Annotated in this window: 19 protein-coding genes and 2 tRNA genes; 15 read left to right on the forward strand and 6 right to left on the reverse strand. The window is 69.4% G+C overall.

Annotated elements, in window-relative coordinates; translation table 11 throughout:
- Positions 1 to 19: 19 nt before the first annotated feature.
- From ASF44_RS11830 to ASF44_RS11840, 3 genes are all read left to right on the forward strand, one after another.
- On the forward strand, positions 20 to 1585 hold the full coding sequence (locus ASF44_RS11830) for a fumarate hydratase (RefSeq protein ID WP_056899422.1): 1566 nt from the start codon (positions 20 to 22) through the stop codon (positions 1583 to 1585).
- Between the two features lie 170 nt (positions 1586 to 1755).
- Positions 1756 to 2595, forward strand: coding sequence for a glutamate racemase (gene murI / locus ASF44_RS11835; protein ID WP_056899423.1), 840 nt, complete (start codon positions 1756 to 1758; stop codon positions 2593 to 2595).
- A gap of 25 nt (positions 2596 to 2620) precedes the next feature.
- Positions 2621 to 3529, forward strand: coding sequence for an SDR family NAD(P)-dependent oxidoreductase (locus tag ASF44_RS11840; RefSeq protein ID WP_056899424.1), 909 nt, complete (start codon positions 2621 to 2623; stop codon positions 3527 to 3529).
- 3 nt (positions 3530 to 3532) lie between these two features.
- On the opposite strand, the gene ASF44_RS11845 is transcribed toward ASF44_RS11840, so the two are convergent.
- Positions 3533 to 4201 (reverse strand): glutathione S-transferase family protein, encoded by a 669-nt coding sequence (locus ASF44_RS11845; protein ID WP_056899425.1) that lies wholly within the window; start codon positions 4199 to 4201, stop codon positions 3533 to 3535.
- Between the two features lie 173 nt (positions 4202 to 4374).
- Here ASF44_RS11845 and phhA point away from each other — a divergent pair, with 173 nt between their 5' ends.
- The 5 genes from phhA to ASF44_RS33270 all read left to right on the forward strand — a co-directional run bounded on the left by phhA (position 4375) and on the right by ASF44_RS33270 (position 7616).
- The gene (gene phhA, locus ASF44_RS11850) at positions 4375 to 5289 is read left to right on the forward strand and encodes a phenylalanine 4-monooxygenase (protein WP_056899459.1); all 915 of its coding nucleotides are present in this window, start codon (positions 4375 to 4377) and stop codon (positions 5287 to 5289) included.
- Between the two features lie 14 nt (positions 5290 to 5303).
- Positions 5304 to 5377 (forward strand) — tRNA-Cys (locus tag ASF44_RS11855).
- 71 nt (positions 5378 to 5448) lie between these two features.
- Positions 5449 to 5541: transfer RNA gene (locus ASF44_RS11860), tRNA-Leu, on the forward strand.
- A 174-nt stretch (positions 5542 to 5715) separates the two neighbouring features.
- Entirely contained in the window at positions 5716 to 7152 is a 1437-nt protein-coding gene (locus ASF44_RS30975) for an integrase arm-type DNA-binding domain-containing protein (protein WP_082524707.1), read from the forward strand.
- Positions 7153 to 7199: 47 nt separating this feature from the next.
- A complete protein-coding gene (locus tag ASF44_RS33270) occupies positions 7200 to 7616 on the forward strand; it encodes a LysR family transcriptional regulator (RefSeq protein ID WP_056899426.1) in 417 nt (138 codons plus the stop codon).
- Between the two features lie 53 nt (positions 7617 to 7669).
- Here the strand turns inward: ASF44_RS33270 and ASF44_RS11870 are convergent, their stop codons facing one another.
- Genes ASF44_RS11870 through ASF44_RS11880 form a run of 3 tightly spaced genes read right to left on the reverse strand, consistent with a single transcriptional unit; the run spans position 7670 to position 11015 of the window.
- Positions 7670 to 9208: an acyl-CoA carboxylase subunit beta gene (locus ASF44_RS11870; RefSeq protein ID WP_056899427.1), complete on the reverse strand. Its 1539-nt coding sequence runs from the start codon at positions 9206 to 9208 to the stop codon at positions 7670 to 7672.
- 2 nt (positions 9209 to 9210) lie between these two features.
- On the reverse strand, positions 9211 to 10797 hold the full coding sequence (locus tag ASF44_RS11875; protein WP_056899428.1) for a class I adenylate-forming enzyme family protein: 1587 nt from the start codon (positions 10795 to 10797) through the stop codon (positions 9211 to 9213).
- Positions 10794 to 11015, reverse strand: coding sequence for an acetyl-CoA carboxylase biotin carboxyl carrier protein subunit (locus ASF44_RS11880; RefSeq protein WP_056899429.1), 222 nt, complete (start codon positions 11013 to 11015; stop codon positions 10794 to 10796). Before ASF44_RS11880 ends, ASF44_RS11875 begins: the two co-directional genes overlap by 4 nt.
- Positions 11016 to 11211: 196 nt before the next feature.
- Between ASF44_RS11880 and ASF44_RS11885 the strand changes: the two genes are divergently transcribed.
- The 7 genes from ASF44_RS11885 (at position 11212) to ASF44_RS11915 (ending at position 18696) form a co-directional block, all read left to right on the forward strand.
- Positions 11212 to 12063, forward strand: coding sequence for a TauD/TfdA family dioxygenase (locus ASF44_RS11885; protein WP_056899430.1), 852 nt, complete (start codon positions 11212 to 11214; stop codon positions 12061 to 12063).
- Positions 12060 to 13205, forward strand: coding sequence for an acyl-CoA dehydrogenase family protein (locus tag ASF44_RS11890; protein WP_082524708.1), 1146 nt, complete (start codon positions 12060 to 12062; stop codon positions 13203 to 13205). The genes ASF44_RS11885 and ASF44_RS11890 overlap by 4 nt, the downstream gene beginning before the upstream one ends.
- 98 nt (positions 13206 to 13303) lie before the next feature.
- Positions 13304 to 14833, forward strand: coding sequence for an FAD-dependent oxidoreductase (locus tag ASF44_RS11895; RefSeq protein ID WP_056899432.1), 1530 nt, complete (start codon positions 13304 to 13306; stop codon positions 14831 to 14833).
- Positions 14834 to 14865: 32 nt separating this feature from the next.
- Positions 14866 to 16416 carry an ABC transporter substrate-binding protein gene (locus tag ASF44_RS11900; RefSeq protein WP_235579199.1) on the forward strand — a complete coding sequence of 517 codons (1551 nt, stop codon included), beginning with the start codon at positions 14866 to 14868 and terminating at the stop codon, positions 16414 to 16416.
- Entirely contained in the window at positions 16413 to 17939 is a 1527-nt protein-coding gene (locus tag ASF44_RS11905; protein ID WP_056899433.1) for an ABC transporter substrate-binding protein, read from the forward strand. Before ASF44_RS11900 ends, ASF44_RS11905 begins: the two co-directional genes overlap by 4 nt.
- 89 nt (positions 17940 to 18028) lie before the next feature.
- Entirely contained in the window at positions 18029 to 18262 is a 234-nt protein-coding gene (locus ASF44_RS11910; protein ID WP_056899434.1) for a DUF6364 family protein, read from the forward strand.
- Positions 18259 to 18696, forward strand: coding sequence for a TA system VapC family ribonuclease toxin (locus ASF44_RS11915; RefSeq protein ID WP_056899435.1), 438 nt, complete (start codon positions 18259 to 18261; stop codon positions 18694 to 18696). Before ASF44_RS11910 ends, ASF44_RS11915 begins: the two co-directional genes overlap by 4 nt.
- Positions 18697 to 18723: 27 nt before the next feature.
- Here ASF44_RS11915 and ASF44_RS11920 read toward each other — a convergent pair whose 3' ends face one another.
- Both ASF44_RS11920 and ASF44_RS11925 read right to left on the reverse strand, forming a co-directional pair.
- On the reverse strand, positions 18724 to 20106 hold the full coding sequence (locus ASF44_RS11920) for an LLM class flavin-dependent oxidoreductase (protein ID WP_056899461.1): 1383 nt from the start codon (positions 20104 to 20106) through the stop codon (positions 18724 to 18726).
- Between the two features lie 11 nt (positions 20107 to 20117).
- Entirely contained in the window at positions 20118 to 21296 is a 1179-nt protein-coding gene (locus ASF44_RS11925; RefSeq protein ID WP_056899436.1) for an acyl-CoA dehydrogenase family protein, read from the reverse strand.
- Between the last annotated feature and the right edge of the window lie 9 nt (positions 21297 to 21305).

Genomic DNA, 21305 nt, shown 5'->3' on the forward strand with positions numbered 1-21305 from the left:
ACAACGATCTCCCCACGACATGACCACCACCCCCTCTGCGACGATTCGGCAGGCGGACCTGATCGAATCGATCGCCGCTGCCCTGCAGTACATCAGCTACTACCACCCCACCGACTACATCGCCCACCTGGCGCGCGCCTACGCCCGCGAGCAGAGCCCCGCGGCCAAGGACGCCATCGCCCAGATCCTGACCAACAGCAAGATGAGCGCCACCGGCCAGCGCCCGATCTGCCAGGACACCGGCATCGTCAACGTGTTCCTCAAGGTCGGCATGGACGTGCGCTGGGAAGGCTTCACGGGCAGCCTGGACGACGCCATCAACGAAGGCGTGCGCCGCGGCTACAACCATCCCGACAACACGCTGCGCGCCAGCGTGGTGGCAGACCCGCACTTCGACCGCAAGAACACCAAGGACAACACGCCGGCCGTGGTCTTCACCGAGCTGGTGCCCGGCAACACCGTGGACATCACGGTCGCGGCCAAGGGCGGCGGCAGCGAGAACAAGAGCAAGATGGCCATGCTGAACCCGGGCGACTCCATCGTCGACTGGGTGCTCAAGACCGTGCCGACCATGGGCGCGGGCTGGTGCCCGCCCGGCATGCTGGGCATCGGCATCGGTGGCACGGCCGAGAAGTCGGTGCTGATGGCCAAGGAAAGCCTGATGGACGACCTGGACATGTACGAGCTGCAGGCCAAGAAGGCCAGCGGCGCCGAACTCAGCAAGGTCGAGGCGCTGCGCATCGAGCTGTACGAGAAGGTCAACGCGCTGGGCATCGGTGCGCAGGGCCTGGGTGGCCTCACCACGGTGCTGGACGTCAAGATCAAGATGTACCCCACGCACGCGGCCAGCAAGCCCGTGGCCATGATCCCGAACTGCGCGGCCACGCGGCATGCACACTTCGTGCTGGACGGCTCGGGCCCGGTGTACCTCGATCCGCCGTCGCTGGACCTGTGGCCGCAGGTGAACTGGTCACCCGACTACAACAAGAGCAAGAAGGTGGACCTCAACACGCTGACCAAGGCGGAAGTCGCCAGCTGGAAGCCTGGCGACACGCTGCTGCTGAACGGCAAGATGCTGACCGGCCGCGACGCGGCGCACAAGCGCATCAAGGACATGCTGGCCAAGGGCGAGAAGCTGCCGGTGGACTTCACCAACCGCGTCATCTACTACGTGGGCCCGGTAGACCCGGTGCGCGACGAAGCCGTGGGCCCTGCCGGCCCCACCACCGCCACGCGCATGGACGGCTTCACCGAGATGATGCTGGCCGAGACCGGCCTGATCTCGATGATCGGCAAGTCCGAGCGCGGCCCGGTCGCCATCGAGGCGATCAAGAAGCACCAGAGCGCCTACCTCATGGCCGTGGGCGGCGCCGCCTACCTGGTCAGCAAGGCCATCAAGACCGCCAAGGTGGTGGGCTTCGAAGACCTGGGCATGGAAGCCATCTACGAGTTCGACGTGGTCGACATGCCCGTCACCGTGGCGGTGGACGCCGGCGGCACCAGCGCGCACATCACCGGCCCGGCCGAGTGGCAAAAGCGCATCGCCAGCGGCGAGTTCAAGGGCATCGAGCTGGCCAGCGCCTGATGGAGAGCGCCGCGCCGGGCCGCCCCAAGCAAGCTCGCGCCCCCTTCGGGGGCAGCGAACCTCGCGCGGCGGGGAGCGTGGGGGCCACCGAGCCGCCGCCGGGCCGCCCCAAGGCGGCGAGCGCCCCCTCGGGGGGCAGCGAACCTCGCGCAGCGGGGAGCGTGGGGGCCATGTCCTCCACGCCGGTGGGCGACCCCCGGCCCATCGGCGTGTTCGACAGCGGCACGGGCGGCCTGTCGGTGCTGCGCGCGCTGCACGCGGCGCTGCCGCACGAGGACTTCGTCTACGCCGACGACAGCGGCTTCGCGCCGTACGGCGAGCGCGATGCCGGCTTCGTGCAGCAGCGCACGCATGCCGTCACCGCGGCGCTGCATGCGCGCGGCATCAAGGCGCTCGTGATCGCCTGCAACACGGCCACCGCCGCTGCGGCCGAGGCCGTGCGCGCCGAGTGGCCCCTGCTGCCCATCGTCGGCGTGGAGCCCGCATTGAAGCCCGCCGTGGCCGCCAGCCGCACACGCCGCATCGGCGTGATCGCCACGCGCGGCACGTTGGCCAGCGCCCGGTTTGCCGCCTTGCAGGCCGCCGTGGCCAGCGACGTGGACTGCGTGGTGCAGCCCTGCGACGGCCTGGCCGCGGCCATCGACGCATCGGTGTACCGCGACGACGAACCCGATGCGGTGCAGCCGCTGGCCGCGCGCTACCTGGCCCGGATGGGCCCCTTCGGCACCGCCGCCGGAGAGATCGACACCCTGGTGCTGGGCTGCACGCACTATGTGCTGGTCGCGCCGCTGCTGCAGTCGCTGGTCGGCCCCTGGGTGCGGCTCGTGGCCACGGGCGAGGCCGTGGCGCGGCAGACCGTGCGCCGGCTCGGCCCGGAGGGGCTGGCGCGGCGCGCGCGGCTCGGCGAGCTCAGCCTGCTCAGCAGCGGCCCGACCACGCAACTCGACCGTGCCGCTCGGCATTGGCTGGCGCGGCTGCACGTGCCCACCGCCTGTGGGACCATGGCGTGAACGACCCGCGCCCCGGAGCCTTGCCATGTCCGAAGACCCCCAACCACTGGCCGACTGCATCGCCGTCGTGACCGGTGCCAGCCGTGGCGCAGGCCGCGGCATCGCACGCGAACTCGGCGCCGCCGGCGCCACCGTGGTCGTGACCGGCCGCAGCACGCGCACGCAGGCCGCACCGGGGTACGACGGCATCCTCGCCCTGTCGGGCCAGGCGCAACTGCCAGGCGACATCGACAGCACGGCCGAGACCGTCACCGCCGCGGGTGGCCGCGGCATCGCCATCGCCTGCGACCACGGCGACGAGGCCCAGGTGCAAGCCCTGTTCGAACGTGTGCTGCGCGAGCACGGACGCATCGACCTGTTGGTCAACAACGCCTGGGGCGGGCACCAGAGCTTCGACGGCGTGTTCGACGCGCCGTTCTGGCAGCACCCCACCGCGCACTGGGACAGCATGCTGCAGCACGGCGTGCGCCACCACCTGCTGGCCAGCCGCCAGGCCGCGCCGGCCATGGTCGCGCAGGGCCGCGGGCTGATCGTCACCACCACCTTCCACGACCGCGGCCACTACCTGCGCGGCAACCTCTACTACGACCTGGCCAAGGCCGCCATGACGCGACTGGCCTTCGGCATGGCCGAGGAATTGCGGCCGCACGGCGTGGCGTCCATCGCGCTGTCGCCGGGCTGGATGCGCACCGAGTTCGTGCTGCAGGGCCACCGCACCGACGAGGACCACTGGACCGAGCGCCCGGAGCTGGCGCGGACCGAATCGCCGCGCTACCTGGGCCGCGCCGTGGCCGCGCTGGCGGCCGATCCGCAGGTGCTGGACTGGAGCGGCCAGGTGCTGCTGGTGGCCGAGCTGGCGCAGCGCTACGGCTTCACCGACACCGATGGCCGGCAGCCGCCGGCCTTCGCGCTGGACGCGCCGGCCGGGCGTTGAAGCTCAGACCGTGGCCGGTGCCGCGGCCACACCCTGTTGCTGCGCGGCCTGCTCTTGTGCGGCCAGGGCCCGCGCATGGCCGGGGCGCTCGCGCAGCCGCGCCCAGTACGCCTGCACACTGGCCGGGTATTGCGCAGACAAGCCGACGAGTTCGCCCAGCATCAGCGCATAACCGACCGAGATGTCGGCGGCCGTGAAGCGGTCGGCCGCCAGGAAGGACTGGTGCTCCAGCCGCGCCGCGATGGCACGCAGCCGCGCCAGGAACCAGCGGCCGTAGTCGTCGGCGACCTGGGGCTGGCGCCGCTCCGGCGGCTCGAAGCGGCCATAGCGCAGCACCAGGGTCTGCGGAAAGGTCAGCGTGGCCTCGCCGTGGTGCAGCCAGTTCAGGTAGTGGGCATGGTCGCGCTCGCCGCGCCCCACCCACAGGCCCAGGCGGTTGTCCGGGTCCTGCGTCTCGGCGAGGTACTGGCACATGGCGGCGGACTCGGTCATGGTCTGGTCGCCGTCTTCCAGGAAAGGCACCGTGCCCAGCACGTTGATGTCCAGGTAGCTGCGCTGCAGCGCGCGCGGCGGGAACGGCAGCATCTTGAGCGTGTAGGGCACCTGCAGTTCTTCGAGCGTCCACAAGGGCCGGAACGAACGTGCGCTCACGCAGTGGTAGAGGGTCGGCATGGCGGCGAAGGATAGCGGTGGCGTTGCAGGATTCTTGCGTCATTGCGCTGCCGACACTGTCGCGCGCAGGATATCGGCGTTGTGTGCACCGAGGGGGCCGCGCCCTCTTGCATGGCCAGGCGCGGCGCGGTGCAATGGCCTGCACGGCCGCGGTGGCGGCCCTGGAGGACGGCATGCAACGACAGCGCAGCGAACAACAACAGGAAACCCCGGCCCGGCACGGCCTGGCCGCCGGCGATGCCGGCCGGCCCGCACGCGCGGACTGGACCATCGACCAGGGCTGGTCGCAGTACACGGCCGAGGAGCATGCCGTCTGGAAGACGCTGTTCGAGCGCCAGAGCCGCCTGCTGCCCGGCCGCGCCTGCGATGCCTTCGTGCAGGGCATGCGCGATCTGCCCATCGGCCCCGAGCAGATCCCCGACTTCGAGCAGCTCTCCGAGATCCTGCTGGCCCGCACGGGCTGGCAGGTGGTGGCCGTGCCTGGCCTGGTGCCCGACGAGGTGTTCTTCGAGCACCTGGCGAACCGCCGCTTTCCGGCCGGCCACTTCATCCGCAAGCCGCACGAGCTCGACTACCTGGAAGAGCCCGACGTGTTCCACGACGTGTTCGGCCACGTGCCGATGCTCATGAACCCGGCGATTGCCGACTACATCCAGGCCTATGGCGTGGGCGGCCTGCGCGCGCAGAAGCTGGGCGTGCTGGACAAGCTTGCCCGCGTGTACTGGTACACGGTGGAATTCGGCCTGGTGCAGCAGCCGGACGGCCTGCGCATCTACGGCGCCGGCATCGCCTCGTCCTACACCGAGACCGTGTTCGCGCTCGACGACCCTTCGCCCAACCGCATCGGATTCGAGCTCGAGCGCGTGATGCGCACGCGCTACCGCATCGACGATTTCCAGGAGAGCTATTTCGTGATCGACGACCTGGAGCAACTGCTGGAGCTGGCCCGCATCGATTTCGCGCCGCTGTACGCGCGCACCCAGGGCCAGGCCGAGCATGCGCCGGGCAGCGTGCTGGCCAGCGACCGCGTGCTGGCCCGCGGCACGGGGCGCTACCACGCGCAAAAACGCGCCAATCACTTGGTATAGAATCGTGGGCTTTTGGCGCGATAGCAAAGCGGTTATGCAACGGATTGCAAATCCGTCTAGCCCGGTTCGACTCCGGGTCGCGCCTCCAGAGATCTTGCAAGAACCGGCAGCCCCTGCAGCCCAGCGCTCCAGGGGCTGTTTCGTATCGGCAGGCATGCTGCCCCGATGGTGAAACTGGCAGACACAGCGGACTTAAAATCCGCCGCTTCCCCGCGAGGGGGCGTACCGGTTCGATCCCGGTTCGGGGCACCACTCAAGAGTTTCATGCCGTCCCACGAGGCCTCAAAAACCTTTCAGATTCAATGGCTTGAGCGAAAATCGTGGTTCATTGAGCGTCTTACAGTTTCACCCAATTCCACCCTTGCGGGTCCCCCAAAAGGTCCCCAGAATGATGCTTTTTTAAGCACCCTTGTGCTTGGGGACCCCATGGGATTGCTGACCGATCTTCACATTCGCAGAGCCGTATCGAACGGCAACGACTACCTGCTTGCGGATGGTGATGGCCTGTTCTTAAGGGTTCGGCCAACCGGCAAAGCATGGGTCTACCGCTACAAGCAAAACGGAAGGGCAGTCAAGCTTAGCCTTGGTACCTACCCCTCGGTGTCACTGGCCTCTGCGCGTAAGGCCGCGCTGATTGAAATCGAGCGCCGTGCTGGTGGCCTCGATCCCAAGCTCGAACGCTTGAAGGCACAGGAGCTCTCCAGGGCGTCCAAACTTACCACCTTCGAACCACTCGCGCGGGCGTGGCATGCTCAAGCAGGAAGAGACCGGATCTGGTCGGTCCGCCACGCAGACAAGGTCCTGGTCCAGTTGGAAAAGCACCTGTTTCCTTGGCTGGGCAATCTGCCAATCTCCGAGATACCGTCAACGTTGTTGGTCAGGTGCTTGCACAGAATCAGGGATAAGGGTCACCTGGATACTGCACAACGGGTTCGCGGACACGCTGTGGACATCTTCCAGTTCGCAGTTGACCTAGGGGTACTGGAAGCGGCGAAGAACTTCGTCAACCCAAGGACCGCCGGCCTGCCTCCTCCACGTACCCGCCACTACGCAGCTATCACTGATCCGAAGCAGCTAGGTCAACTGCTTCGAGACATCCAGGCGTACAGTGGGCTGTATGTGACGAAAGCTGCACTACGCATCATGCCAATGGTCTTCCAGCGGCCGGGGCAGATCCGTTTGGCAGATTGGAAAGACATCTCTTTGAGCGAAGGGGTGTGGCGCTGCCCACCCGAGAACATGAAGATGCGCGAATGGCAGAAGCGCGATAGCAGGACCCCTGCTCATGTCGTCCCGCTGCCCACGCAAGCGGTTGCCATTCTGACGGAGCTCCATGCTCTGACCGGGCCTGAAGGTCCCGTGTTCCGAAGTATGGCGCGACGCAGTGACAAGACTCGGTTCATGAGCGAGAACACTATCAACAGCGCGCTTCGCACCTTGGGCTACGACACCAAGGAGCAGATCACAGGCCACGGATTCCGAGCGACCGCGCGCACCCTCATCCGCGAATGTCTTGGCTGGGACAAAGAGGTGATCGAACGACACCTGGCCCATGTCTCCGAAGAAGAACTCGCAGGAAGCTACGACCGCACTACCTTCCTCGCTCAGCGCCGCGAGATGGTCCAGGCTTGGGCGAATCTGCTCGACGACCTCGCTGCAGGCAAAGAGGCGCCGGTGCCAGCCCTGACAGTTAGTGCTATGCCGAGCGATGTCACCGGGCAGAAAGCACTTCGTTCGAATGCACCTCTCCGCTTCTCAATGACATCAGACGGCTGGATCGCCAAACCGCCAGTCGTTGGCACGTTTGCTGCCGGTCTTGCGCACCGGCCTATCGGCGAACCGGCCTATCCGAAAGCAGTTTGAGGCGATGGTCTTCATCGCCATTGGCAATATGTACGAGACGTGGACTCATGCGCTTCGACGGCTTCAACTTGAATTTATTGGTGGTTCTGGACGCCTTACTTGAAGAGAAAAATGTGACGCGTGCGGCCGAGCGCCTGCACATCGGTCAGTCGGCCGCCAGCGGCTCATTGGCGCAATTGCGCAGCTATTTCGGCGACGAGTTGCTGGTGACCTGCGCGCGCCCGCGCAACCTCCGCTTCTGCTACCGAGACCGCCTGGCGGCGGGTGGCAAGAACAGGATTGGCTGCTTCTGCGCGCTGCAACCAAGACTCCAGCGCAGCGGGTTCGAGCGGCGTCGGAATGAACTCACGCGGCATGCTCTGCAGCACATCGAACTCACGACCCACGATGTTCTGCAGGTCAGTCCGGGTGTGAGCGAGGCCACCAGCGCGAACACCAGCAGAAAGCGCTTGCGGGCCAGCTAGGTTTGGTGCGGTGTGGCAACGGAGGCTTCGGCCATGGTGTGCACTCGCTGGTGCTAGGGGTCGATGCGGTGCCGAAAGCCCGGCCGCTCGCCGCCGGCCGCGCGCGCCAGCGTCTCCAGCAGCCGCTGGCGCGTCTCGCCGGGCGTGATCACGTCGTCGATGAGACCCAGCGCTGCGGCTTCCGTGGCCGCCGCCTGCGCGGCCAGCGCCGCGAGGATCTCCTGCTTGCGCGCGGCCGGGTCGGGCGCGGCCGCGATCTCCTTGTCGTGCAGCAGCATCACGCCGGCCTCCGGGCCCATCACGTCGAAGAAGGCCGTGGGCCAGGCCGCGATCAGCGCCGGGTTGGCCGAACGGCCGCACATGGCCAGGTAGGCCATGCCGACCGCCTTGCGCAGCACGATGGTGAGCTTGGGCACGCTGGCCGACAGCAGGCTGTTCATCAGCCGGCCGCACAGGCTGACCATGCGCTGCTTCTCGATCTCTGGGCCGACCAGGAAGCCGGGCGTGTCGGTGAAGAACACCAGCGGGATGTGGTACGCGTCGCACAGGTCGATGAAGCGGCGCTGCTTGTTGGCCGTCTTTTCGGTCAGCGCGCCGGCGCCCTGGGCCGGGTTGTTCGCGACGAAGCCCACCACCTGGCCGCCCAGCCGACCCAGCGCCGTGACCATGCTGCGGCCATAGGCGGCCGACAGCTCGAACAGGCTGCCCTCGTCGGCGACGAGCTCCAGCAGCCGGTGCGCGCTATAAGCACGGCGCTGGTTCTCGGGCACCAGCGCGGCGAGCGCGGCCGCGCCCTCGGGCGTTTCACAGGGCGCGGGCCGGGCCGGCACGCGCGGCGGCAGCTCGTCGCTGTGCGCCGGGAAGTAGGACAGGTAGCGGCGCACGGCGCGCAGCGTCTCGGCATCGCCCTCGCCGACCACATGGGCCTGGCCCGTGGTTTCGGCCGACATCTGCACACCGCCGATCTGCTCGGCCGTGACCTCCTGGCCGATGCCGACCTTGACCACCTTGGGGCCGGACATGCCGATGAAGCCCGTGCCGCGCACCTGGAAGGTCACATCCGAGATGGAAGCCTGGAACGAGGGCCCACCGAAGCCCGCGCCCAGCATCACGGCCACCAGCGGCACGCGGCCGCTCAGGCGCACATGCTGCGCGAAGCCCCCGCCCAGGCCGGCGGCCAGCGCGCCGCGGGTTTCCTGCAGCCGCGCGGCGCCGGCCTCGCTGAGCACGATGAGCGGCGCGCGCTCGGCCAGCGCGAGTGCCCGCACACGCGCGGTCTTGGCCTCGGCCACGCGGCCACGCGTGCCGGCCAGCACCAGCGGGTCGTCGGCGATTACATAGACCGGCCGGCCGGCGATGCTGCCGCTGCCGCAGACCAGGCCGTCGGCCGGCGTGCGCTCGCGCAGTTCGGGCAGTTGGCTGCGTGCCAGCAAGCCGATCTCGCGGAAGGAGCCGGTATCCAGCAGCACCTCCAGCCGCTCGCGCACGGGCAGCTTGCCCTCGGCGCGCAGGCGCGCGATCTTGTCTTCAGGCGTCTGGGCCAGCACGGCGGCGCGGCGCGCGTGCACTGCGGCGATCAGTTCGGTGTCCATGGTCAGGCGGAAAGCAAATGGCCGAAGTGGGTGGCGCGCAGTTCGAGCTTGCGCACCTTGCCGCTCGTGGTCTTGGGGAAGGCCGGCAGCACGACCACATGCCCCGGTGTCTTGTAGCCGGCGATCTGGCCCTGGCAGAAGGCGCGCAGGCCGGCCAGGTCGATGCCCTGCCCCGGCTGGGCGACCACGAAGGCCGCGCCCACCTCGCCCTTGTCGGCATCGGGCACTCCGATCACGGCCACCTCGGCCACGGCCGGGTGCTGGCCCAGGAAGGCCTCGACCTCGGCCGAGGCCACGTTGAAGCCCGAGCTCTTGTAGACATCGCTGCGCCGACCCACCCAGGTGATGCGGCCCTCGGCATCGCGCCGGCCCACGTCGCCCGTGTGCAGCCAGCCGTCGACATCGATGGCCTGGGCCGTGGCCTCGGGCTGGTTGAAGTAGCCCAGCATGACCTGCGGACTGCGCGCGAGGATCTGGCCCTCGCTGCCGTCCGGCAGGTCCTGACCGGCGTCGTCGACGATGCGCAGCGCGGTGCCGGGCCAGGGCGTGCCTTCGGTGCGCAGGCCGGCGTCCGTCATGTCCTCGGTGAAGCTCAGCGGGCCCGCCGTCTCGGTCATGCCGTAGCCGGCGCTCACGCTCTGCACACCGAGCGCCTGGAACAGCGGCACATGCTGGGGCCGGCGCGGGAACACGTTGAGGTGCTCCAGCGAGGCCACGCGGTCCGCGCGGAAGTTCATCGCCTGCAGCAGCGCGGGCAGCACCGACACGATGGCACCGAGCGCCTTGCAGCGGTAGCGTTCGATCAGTTCGATGGCCTCCTCGGCGTCGAAGCGCTGCTGCAGCACCAGGCCCGCGCCGACCAGCAGCGCGCCCAGCACGGCGTTGTGGCAGCCCGTGATCGCGAACAGCGGAAACACCAGGAAGTTGAAGTCGCCGCGCTGCAGCCGGCGGCGCGTGCGGAAGGCGTTGTTGAGGTTGGCGTGCGAGAGCATCACACCCTTGGGCAGCGAGGTCGTGCCCGAGGTGTAGAGGATGTAGGCCAGCTGCTGCGGGTCCTGCGCGGGCCGCGGCGCGGCGGCACTGGCCTGGCCGTGCGCGAGCACATCGTCCCAGCCCAGGAAGGGCGCCGTCAGGCCAGCCGCGGGCCGCGCCACCACCACCTGCTGCAGCGCCGGCACGCGGCCGGACTCGACGAGGCCGCGCACGGTGGCCAGGTAGGAGAACTCGCCCGCGTGGTCCTGCGTGACGAGGAAACGCGCGCCGCTGTCGTGTAGCGCATGGGCCAGGTCGTCGCTGCGCAGCCGCGTGTTGAGCGGCGTCAGCACCGCGCCGCAGCGCGTGACCGCGAACTGCGCGACCACCCACTCCCAGATGTTGGACATCCACAGCGCGACCCGGTCGCCGGGTGCCAGGCCCAGCGCCGTGAGCCCGCGCGCCAGCGCATCCACGCGCGCGCCGACCTCGGCATACGTCAACTCCACGCCGTCGGCGGCGATGAAGAGTTCATCGGGCCAGTGCGCGAGCGCGTGGACCAGCATCTGGTCCACCGTGGTCTCGAAGGGCTTGAGTTCCGCGGTCGCTGTGCTCATGCCGCTTCGAAGGCGACCAGCGCCTGCCCCTCGGCCACGGTCTCGCCCTCGGCGACGAGGAAGCGCAGCACGCGGCCTGCGCCGGGCGCCTCGATCGGGACCTCCATCTTCATGGACTCGACCAGCAGCAGGCTGTCGCCACGCGCGACCTGCTGGCCCTCGGCGGCCTCGATCTTCCAGACCGTGCCGGTCACGCTGGAGGGGATGGATGTGCTCATGTGGTTCTTCCGTGCGCCGGCCGCGGCAAACCCACGAGCGTAAGGAGCCCAAGCCGCCCTGCGAACGAAGGAATCCGAGGATCGATATCCGTTCGGCGCGCTATGCGCGGACCGCGCATGCATCCTCGTTTTCGTTCTTTGTGGCGGCGCGTGGCGCCACCTAGCATGCCCGGCTCCCCTGCGCGCCGACCTCCCCATGACGACCACCCTCTCCAACACCCGCCGCTACGCCACCCTGCGCGCGGAGCCGCTCACGCGCCACATCGGCGCCGAGATCAGCGGCATCGACATCACCCAGCCGCTGGACGCGGCCCAGGTGCGCGACCTGCAGCAGGCGCTGGCCGACCACCAGGTCATCTTCTTCCGCGACCAGCCCTTCGAACTCGACGCGCAGAAGGCCTTCGGCCGCCACTTCGGCCCGCTGCACATCCACCCGGGCGCGCCCTCCCCCGAGGGCCACCCGGAGATCCTGCGCATCCACGCCGACGCGAACTCCAAGTACATCGCCGGCGAGAACTGGCACTCCGACGTATCCTGCGACGCCGAGCCGCCACTGGGCAGCATCCTGCACCTGCACACCGTGCCGCCGCAGGGCGGCGACACGCTGTTCGCCAGCATGTACGCGGCCTACGACGCGCTGTCGGACCGCCTCCAGCAGTACCTGGACGGCCTGACCGCCACGCACGACGGCGACCACGTCTACCGCGGCCGCTTCAAGAACTACGGCGCCGCCGACACCGGCAAGGTCTACCCGCGCTCCAGCCATCCGGTGGTGCGCACGCACCCGGTCACGGGCCGCAAGGCGCTGTTTGTGAACCCGGGCTTCACGACCCACATCGACGGCATCCCGCCCAAGGAGAGCGCGGCCCTGCTGGCCTTCCTGTACGAGCACAGCACGCAGCCCGAGTTCGTCGTGCGCTTCCGCTGGAAGGCCCACTCGGTGGCGTTCTGGGACAACCGCTGCACCCAGCACCTGGCGGTGTGGGACTACCGGCCCGCCGTGCGCTCGGGCTACCGCGTGACCATCCAGGGCGACACGCCGCGATGACGACGCTAGCCCTTGCAGCGCTCGACACCCTGGTGCGCGAGCGCTTCGCACCGCGCGAGCGCGATTTCCACGACCGCGCCGCGCTGCCCCTGGCCAACCTGCAGGACCTGCACGCCGCCGGCTGGCTGCGCGCCACGCTGTCGGCACCGCAGGGTGGCGCCAGCCATCTGCGCAGTGCCGACCCGGCCTCGTACCTGCAGGCCGTGCGCACGGTGGCGCGCGTCTCGCCCGGCACCGCGCATTGCCTGCAGGTGCACAACCACGCGGTCTGGACGCTGGACGAACTGGGCACGCCGCAGCAGCGCGCGCGCTTCCTGAGTCCGCTTGCCGAGCGGCTCACGCTGTTCTCCTTCCTCGGCAGCGAGCCGGGCCTGCAGCTGGGCGCCAGCGCCTTCCAGACCACGGCCACGCGCGAGGCCGGCGGCCTGCGCGTGCAGGGCCGCAAGTTCTACGCGACCAATGGCGTGGACCACGGCCTGGGCATCGCGTTCGCCTCGCTGGCCGGCGTGGACGGCATGGCACAGAACCACCAGATGGTGCTGGTGGAACCCGGCATGGCCGGCGTGCAGCAGGAGGCCGGCTGGTACCAGCCCGGCGGCATGCGCGTGGCGGCGAGCCCGCAGGTGGCGCTGGAGCAGGTGTTCGTGCCCGACAGCCACGTGCTGGGCGCGCCGGGGGCCTACATCGCCGGGCGCTGGCAGGGCCGCTTCCACCTGGGCTTCACGGCCAACTACCTGGGCGCGGCCGAAGGCGTGTTCGGCTGGACGCTGGACTGGCTGCGCACCCTGCCTGGCAAGCTGGCCGACCCCTTCGTGCAGGCACACGTGGGCGAATCGCGCGTGGCTTTGTACGCGGCCGAGGCCGCGTTCGAACGCGCCATCGACGCCTGGCGCGGCGGCGACTCGGTGCAGGCCGAACTGGCCTCCATGGCCGCCAAGTCCATCTGCGCGCAATCGGCGCTGCAGGTGGCCGCCACCATGGGCCGGCTGGCCGGCTCGACCGCGCTGTTCGACGAGTACCCGCTGGCCCGTCTGGTCCGCGACCTGCAGACCCACATCCTGCACGTGGGCCACGACCGCACGCACCAGACCATCGGCCAGGCCGCGCTGGGCCAAAGCTTCGACTCCACACGGCAGCGATGAGCGACGCGCCGGGCCGCCCCAAGCAAGCTCGCGCCCCCTCGGGGGGCAGCGAACCTCGCGCAGCGGGGAGCGTGGGGGCCGCATGCGCCGCGCCTGACATGCTCTACGACGTCATCGTCGTCGGCTACGGTGCGGCCGGTGCGGCGACGGCCATCGCCGCGCACGACGCCGGCGCGCGCGTGCTGCTGCTCGAGAAGATGCCGTATGCGGGCGGCCTGTCCGTCGTGTCGGCCGGCGGCGCGCGCATCGCCTTCGATGCCGATGCGGCCTTCGCCTACTTGACGGCCACCTGCGGCGGCCGCACGCCGCCGGCCGTTCTGAAAAGACTCGCGCGCGGCATGGTGGAGCTGCCGGCCTGGATGCAGGCCCTGGGCGATGCCGTCGGCGCGCAGGTGCGCGTGCGGCCCTCGCTGGGCAATTACCCTTTCGAGGGCTTCGACCAGCTCGGCTACGTGGAGGTCGCCGACCTGCCGCCTAACCCGGCACGTGGCATCGCCCACCAGGGCCTGGGCGCCAACTTCTTCGGCCTGCTGGTGGACCACGTGCGCCGCCGCGGCATCGATGTGCGGCTCGGCGCGCCCGTGCGCAGCCTGCTGCGCGAGGACGATGGCCGTGTCACCGGCCTGCGCTTCGAACAGCAGGGCCAACAGCACGAAACCCACGAGGCCTGGGCCACCGGCGGCGTGGTGCTGGCCTGCGGCGGCTTCGAGGCCGACGCCGAACTGCAGAGCCAGTACTTCGAGACCCAGGGCGTGCTGCCGGCCAGCTTCCTGGGCAACACGGGCGACGGCATCCGCATGGCCCAGGCCGTGGGCGCGGACCTGTGGCACATGTGGCACTTCCACGGCCCCTACGGCTTCCGGCACCCGGACCCGGCCTTCCGCTACGGCCTCTACCCCAAGAACTTCCCGATGTGGACGCCCGGCCACCAAAGTGCGCCGCTGCCCGTGATGCCCTGGATCCTCGTGGACCAGCGCGGCCGGCGCTTCGCCAACGAGTACGAGCCCTACCCCGGCGACACGGGCGTGCGCCACTTCGCGCACTTCGACGCCACGCGCGCGCAGCACACGCGGCTGCCGGCCTGCATGCTGCTGGACGCTGCCGGCTTTCGCATGTACCCGCTTGGCCGCGCGGTGGCCAACGACCCGGACCTGGGCTACACCTGGAGCGCCGACAACAGCCAGGAGCTGGCCAACGGCCTCATCCGCCGCGCCGACAGCTGGGCCGAGCTGGCCGCGCTCGCGGGCCTGGATGCGCAGGCCCTGCAGCAGACCGTGGCGCGCTGGAACGCGGCCTGCGACGCGGGCCTGGACGCCGACTTCGACCGCCGCCCCGAAACCATGGCGCCGCTGCGCGAGCCGCCGTTCTACGTGGCCGAGGTCTGGCCGCTGGTCATCAACACCCAGGGCGGCCCCGTGCACGACCAACACCAGCGCGTGCTCGACGCGCAGGGCCAGCCCATCGCCGGCCTGTACGCGGCCGGCGAACTCGGCAGCGCCTTCGGCCATGTCTACATGGCCGGCGGCAACCTGGCCGAGTGCCTGGTCGGCGGCCGCGTGGCGGCGCGCCACATCACGGCCAGCCGGCGCTGCGGGCTGAAACGCCCCAGCGCGGCCACCGCCGTCTGATCCTTTTTCCATCCACCTTCAGGAGTTTCCCCATGCAACTGCGCATGCACCCCCTCGCCGCTGCCGTGCTGGCCATCGGCCTGCTCGCCACCGGCGCCGCCCAGGCCCTGGGCGGCAAGCCCGCCGTCGACCGCAACACGCTGGTCGTAGCGCTGTCGTCCGGCCCCGGCAACCTGGACCCGCAGGTCGCGCCCAGCGTGGACTCGGCCAAGTACGCCTGGAACGTGTTCGACACGCTGTACGGCTTCGACCTCAAGGGCAACATCGAGCCGCGCCTGGCCACGGCCCACACGGTCAGCGCCGACGGCCTGACCCACACCTTCAAGCTGCGCAGCGGCGTGAAGTTCCACAACGACGCCGCTCTGACCTCGGCCGATGTGAAGTTCTCCATCGAGCGCATCATCAAGCCCGAGACCAAGAGCACGCGCCGCCCCTACTTCGTCAACACCGTGGCATCGGTGGAGACGCCGGACGCGCAGACCGTGGTGTTCAAGCTGGCGCAGAAGGACGGCGCCTTTCTGAACAAGGTCGCCGGCTACCTGTACATCGTGCCCAAGGCCTACACCGAAGGCCTGGCCACGCCCGAGGCCTTCGCGCTCGCGCCCGTGGGCACCGGCCCCTACAAGTTCGTCGAGCACAAGATCGGCCAGTCGCTGGAGCTGGCCCGCTTCGACGGCTTCTGGGGCAGCAAGCCCGGCGTGGCCAAGCTGCTGTTCCGTTTCGTGCCCGAGGCCAGCAGCCGCGTGAACGCGGTGCTGGCCAGCGAAGTCGATCTGGCGACCGACGTGGCGCCCTCGGACGCCGAGCAGCTGGCCACGCGCAAGGGCGTGTCCGTGGTCTCGGTTCCGGGTGGCAGCCCGCTGCACATCCGCATCTACTCCAACGACGCCGCGACCCCGCTGTCCAAGCGCGAGGTGCGGCTGGCGCTGAACCATGCGCTGGACCGCGACGCCATCATCAAGAGCGTGTTCCGCGGCCAGGCCGCGCCGCTGGCTTCCACCATCCCGGCCAGCTACCCCTATGGCAGCAACCCGGCGCTGAAGCCCTACGCCTACGACCCGGCCAAGTCCAAGGCGCTGCTGGCGCAGGCGGGTTTCCCGAACGGCTTCGAGACCAGCTTCTACTGCGCCGCCGCCTTCCCGCGCGCGCTGTGCGAGGCCGTGGCGGCCTACTGGGGCCAGGTCGGCGTGAAGGCCCAGGTCAAGACCATCGACTACGTGGCCTTCAACCGCATCAACAACGTGCACCAGAGCGGGCCGCTGGCCTTCTCGGAGTTCGGCAACGCGATCTACGACCCGATCCACGTGATCGGCGGCTCAGTAGCCAAGGGCGGCACCTGGTCCGACTACTTCAACCCCGAGGTGCAGAAGCTCATCGACCAGGTCGAGGGCGAGGCCGACCGCGGCAAGCGCGACACGCTGTTCAAGCAGATCCTGCAGCTCACGCACGACGACGGCCAGGCCGTGCTGCTGGCCGAGCTGAAACTGAACTACGCCAAGGACCCCGACCTGCAATGGAGCCCGCAGGTGGCCGGCTGGAGCCTGAACTTCCGCAATGTCGGCTGGAAGGCGCCGCAGCCATGAAGCGCCTTGCCCTCTGCGCACTGACGGCTGCCTTGTGCGCCGCCCTGCCCGCCCAGGCCTTCGACGGCAAGCCCGCCGTCGACCGCGACACGCTGGTCGTGGCCCTGCCCTCGGGCCCCGGCAACCTGGACCCGCTGATCCCGCCCAGCATCGACTCGGCCAAGTTCGCCTGGAACAGCTTCGACACGCTGTACGGCTTCGACCGCGAGGGCCGGCTGGAGCCGCGCCTGGCCACGGCGCACCAGGTCAGCGAAGGCGGGCTGGTGCACCGCTTCACGCTGCGCCGCGGCGTGAAGTTCCACAACGGCGACGCGTTCACGGCCGAGGACGTGAAGTTCTCGATGGAGCGCGTGCTGCTGCCCGAGACCAAGAGCACGCGCCGCCCGTTCTTCGTGAACACGGTGGAGAGCGTGGAGGCGCCCGACGCGCAGACCGTGGTGTTCCGCCTGAAGCAGAAGGACGGCGCCTTCCTGAACAAGCTGGCCGGCTACCTCTACATCGTGCCCAAGGCCTACCTGCAGTCGCTCAAGACGCCCGAGGCCTTCGCCCAGGCGCCGGTGGGCACGGGGGCCTACCGCATCGTGAACCACCAGATCGGCCGCTCGCTGGAGTTCGCGCGCTTCGACGGCTACTGGGGCACCCGACCCGCCATCGCCAAGCTGGTCTACCGCTTCGTGCCCGAGCCCAGCAGCCGCGTGAATGCGCTCTTGGCCGGCGAGGCCGACGTGGGCGTGGAGATCGCGCCGGCCGACATCGAGCGCCTGAACGACGCCAAGGGCCTGGCGACCGAGCTCGTGGCCGGCGGCAGCCCGCTGCACATCCGCATCTACTCCAACGACCCGGCCACGCCGCTGTCCAAGCCGCAGGTGCGCCTCGCGCTGAACTACGCGGTCGACAAGGACGCGATCATCAAGAGCGTGCTGCGCGGCCAGGCCGCGCCGTTGGGCGCGCTGATCCCCAACAGCTACCCCTATGGCGCCGACGCGGCGCTCAAGCCCTTCGCCTACGACCCGCCGCGTGCGAAAAAGCTGCTGGCCGAGGCCGGCCTGCCGAACGGCTTCGAGACCGCGCTGACCTGCCCGACCACGCAGCCGCGCACGATCTGCGAGGCGCTCGCGGCCTACTGGTGCCAGGTCGGCATCCGCACGCAGATCAAGGTCATCGATTCGGCCGCCTACAACCGCCTGAACGCGGCGCACCAGAGCGGCCCGCTCGTGGTGATGGGCTTCGGCAACGCGATCTACGACCCGATCCACGTGATCGGCGGCACGGTGGCCAAGAACGGCACCTGGTCGGACTACTTCAACCCCGAGGTGGAGGCGCTGATCCAGCAGGCCGAGGGCGAGTCGGACCGCGGCAAGCGCGATGCGCTGTTCAAGCAGATCCTGCGGCTGGCGCGCGACGACGGCCAGGCCGTGCTGCTGGCCGAGCCGCAGCTGGGCTACCTGCGCGACACCGCGCTGCAGTGGAAGCCGCAGGTGGCGGGCTGGAACCTGGACTTCCGCGGGGCGAGCTGGAAGTAGGCCGGGGCGCGCCAAGGCTGCGGCGCTGCAGTACATCGCCAGGCGGCACCGGTCTACAATACAGATATCTGTACCGAAGAAGGTGCGCCATGAAGACCACGCTGAACCTCAACGATGCACTCGTGACCCAGGCCAAAACCCTGGCGGCGCAGCAGCGCACGAGCCTGACGCGGTTGATCGAGGAAGGGCTGCAGCTGCGTTTGAAGGCGGCACCGCGCAGCCGCTCGACGCGCAGCATGCCCGTCTACCACGGCAAGGGCGGCCTGGCGGCTGGACTCAACGGCCTGCGCAACAAGGATCTGCTGGACGCCGCCGACGAATGACGCCGGACGTCAACGTCCTCGTCGCGGCCTCTCGCAGCGACCACCCTCACCATGCCAGCGCGCGCAACTGGCTCAAAGCCGCGCTCGCACGGGCGGAGGAAACGGCACCCCTGGCATTACAGCCCATGGTCACCGCCAGTTTTCTGCGGCTGGTCACGCATCCGAAGATCTTCTCCCAGCCCACGCCCATCGCAGACGCCATGCGCTTCGTCGATGCCTTGGTCGACGCGCCGGGTGTGCATGTGCCCACGTTGGGCGACGAGTGGCCGATCCTGCGCGCGCTGTGCATCGACAAGGACCTCGCAGCGAACGACCTGCCGGACGCCTGGCTGGCCGCGGCCGTCATCCAGCAGGGCGAGCACCTGGTCACCTTCGACCGCGACTTCAGGCGCCTGCTGTCGCGCAGCCAATTCACACGGCTCGATCCGGGCTGACGCCGGCGCGCTGAGTAGCCAGCCCGCTCAGTCCACTTCCACCGCCAGCTTGCGCCGCGCCTGGTCCGCCGGGTGCGTCTCCGGCAGCCGCGGCCCCGCGCCGAACAACTTCTCGCGCAGCGTGCCACTGCGGTACTCGCGCTTGTACGCGCCGCGGCGCTGCAGTTCGGGCACCACGAGCTCGACGAAGTCGGCAAAGCTCTCGTGGGCCAGAACATAGCCCAGGTTGAATCCGGTCACGCCGGTCTCCTCGACGATGGCCTGCAGCTCGTCGGCCACCTCGGCCGCCGATCCCACGGCCAGCTGGCCGCTGCCGCCGATGGCCACGCGGTCGAGCACCTCGCCCACGGTCCAGACGCGCCCGGGCTCGGCCGTGGTGTAGCGCTCCACGGCAGACTGCTGGCCCTGCGTGGGGATGTAGCTGATCGGGTCGTCGCGCTTGTATCTGGAGAGGTCGATGCCGGTCCAGCCCGAGAACAGCGCGGCCGTGGCCTCTTGGTTGGCGTAGCGCAGGTAGTCGGCATGCTTGTCCAGCGCCTCCTGGCGCGTGCGGCCCGGGATGGCGGTGAGCGACATGAAGAACTGGATGTCCTGCGGATCGCGGCCGTTGTCGGCCGCGCGCCGGCGCGTGTCGGCCACGATGTCCTTGACGATCTTGCGGCTGGGCGCGCTGACGAACACGCACTCGGCATGCTTGGCGGCGAATGCGCGCCCGCGCGTGGAAGCACCGGCCTGGTAGAGCACCGGCGTGCGCTGCGGCGAAGGCTCGCTGATGAACACGCCCTCGCTCTGGAAATGTGCGCTGTCGTGCCGAATCACATGGATCTTGCTCGGGTCGGTGAAGGCGCCGCTCTCGCGGTCGCGCAGCGCTGCGCCGTCCTCCCAGCTGCCCTCCCAGTACTTGTAGACCAGTTCCAGGTAATCGTCGGCCAGCGCATAGCGGTCGTCGTGCTGGCGCGCGCCCTGGCCGTTGAAGGCCTTGGCGCCGCTGTCGCCGTAGCTGGTCACGATGTTCCAGCCCGCGCGGCCATTGGTGATGTGGTCCAGCGTGGCCACGCGCCGCGCGAACATGTAGGGCGGCTCGTAGCTCACGCTGCTGGTGATGCCGAAGCCCAGGTGCTGCGTGACATGGGCCATGGCCGAGACCATCAGCAGCGGGTCGATGCGCGGGAACTGCACACCCAGGCGCAGCGCTGCCTCGCTCGATCCCTTGTAGACGTCGTAGACGCTGATGCCGTCGGCCAGAAACAGGCCGTCGAACCTGCCGCGCTCGATGAGCTGCGCGAGATCGGTCCAGTAGGCCAGCTTGTTGTAGTCCACCGAGCGGTCGCGCGGGTGGCGCCACAGGCCGGCGGAGAGGTGCGATGCCGCGGCCATCGCGAAGGCATTGAGGCGGATTTCCTGGGGCATGGTGCTGTGGCTCACTGGATGATGCTGGGCGCCGGCGGCTCGCCGGTCAGGAACCAGGTGCCCACGTTGCGGGTCTTGTATTCCTCGGGGTTGTGCAGCGTGTGCGTGCGCACGTTGCGCCAAAAGCGGTCGAAGCCGAAACGGTTGGCGGTGGAACGCGCGCCCGTGACCTCGAAGATCTTGCTCGTCACCTCCAGCGCGGTGTTGCCCGCGAAGGCGTTGGCCGCGGCAATCGGAATGGCGTACTGCCCGCGCTGTTCCGCCGTCAGCGCGAAGCCCAACTGCCAGACCTGGTCGAGCGCCTGCAGGGCCTGGTCGGCCAAGGCGGTGGCGGCCAGCGTGCGCGTGTAGAGGTCGCCGTAGACGCGCTTGACCCAGGGGTCGTCCACATGGCGCTCCACGCCCGAATGCACCCAGGGCCGGCTTTCTTCCCGCGTGTAGCCGCGCGCCGTGAGCAGCGCGCCCTGGGCGCTGCCCAGGAACACGTTGAGCAGCACGCTCTGCTGCAAAAAGGGAGTGACGGTGCGGAACGGCGCACCCGCGGTGGCGCCAGGTTGGTGTACCTCGTGCGGCTCCACGCGCACGTTCTCGTAGGTGGCGGTGCCGCTGCCAGTCTGGCGCTGGCCGATGGCGTCCCAGTCGTTCAGCGCCTTCCAGCCCGTGCGGTTGGCCGGGATGGTGGCGCCCACGGTCTCGCCGTTCTCGTCCAGCCAGGTGATGTTGAGGTAGTCGGCGATGTGGCTGCCTGAGGTGAAGGGCTTGTGCCCATTCAGCACCCAGCCCTCCCCTTCGCGCTTGCCGAACAACGAGCGCGAACGCGAGTTGCCGTTGTTGGCCCAGAACCAGTTGTTGCGCGCTGAACGCTGGTAGAGCGTGGCCGCCTGCTCCGAGCTGCCGTAGAGCCAGGCCGCCGCCTGCGAGCCCGTGTGGTAGCCGAACAGATGGCCCAGCGCGCCATCGACCTTGGCGAACTCGCGCACCACGCGCAGCACCGTGGACCAGGGCTGGCCCTCGCCGCCGTAGGTGCGCGGGATCGCCAGGCGCAGCAGGCCGCTGGCCTTGAGCAGGCGCAGCTGCTCGATGGGCTGGCCGCCGGCCTTGTCGCGCTCCACCGCGTCGACGGCGAAGGCCTCGCGCAGTTCGGCGGCCTGGCGCAGGTAGGGGTTGGAGAGGTCGGTGTCGAAGACCATGCGAACTCC

Source organism: Pseudorhodoferax sp. Leaf274 (assembly GCF_001422445.1).
Lineage (GTDB): Bacteria > Pseudomonadota > Gammaproteobacteria > Burkholderiales > Burkholderiaceae_C > Pseudorhodoferax.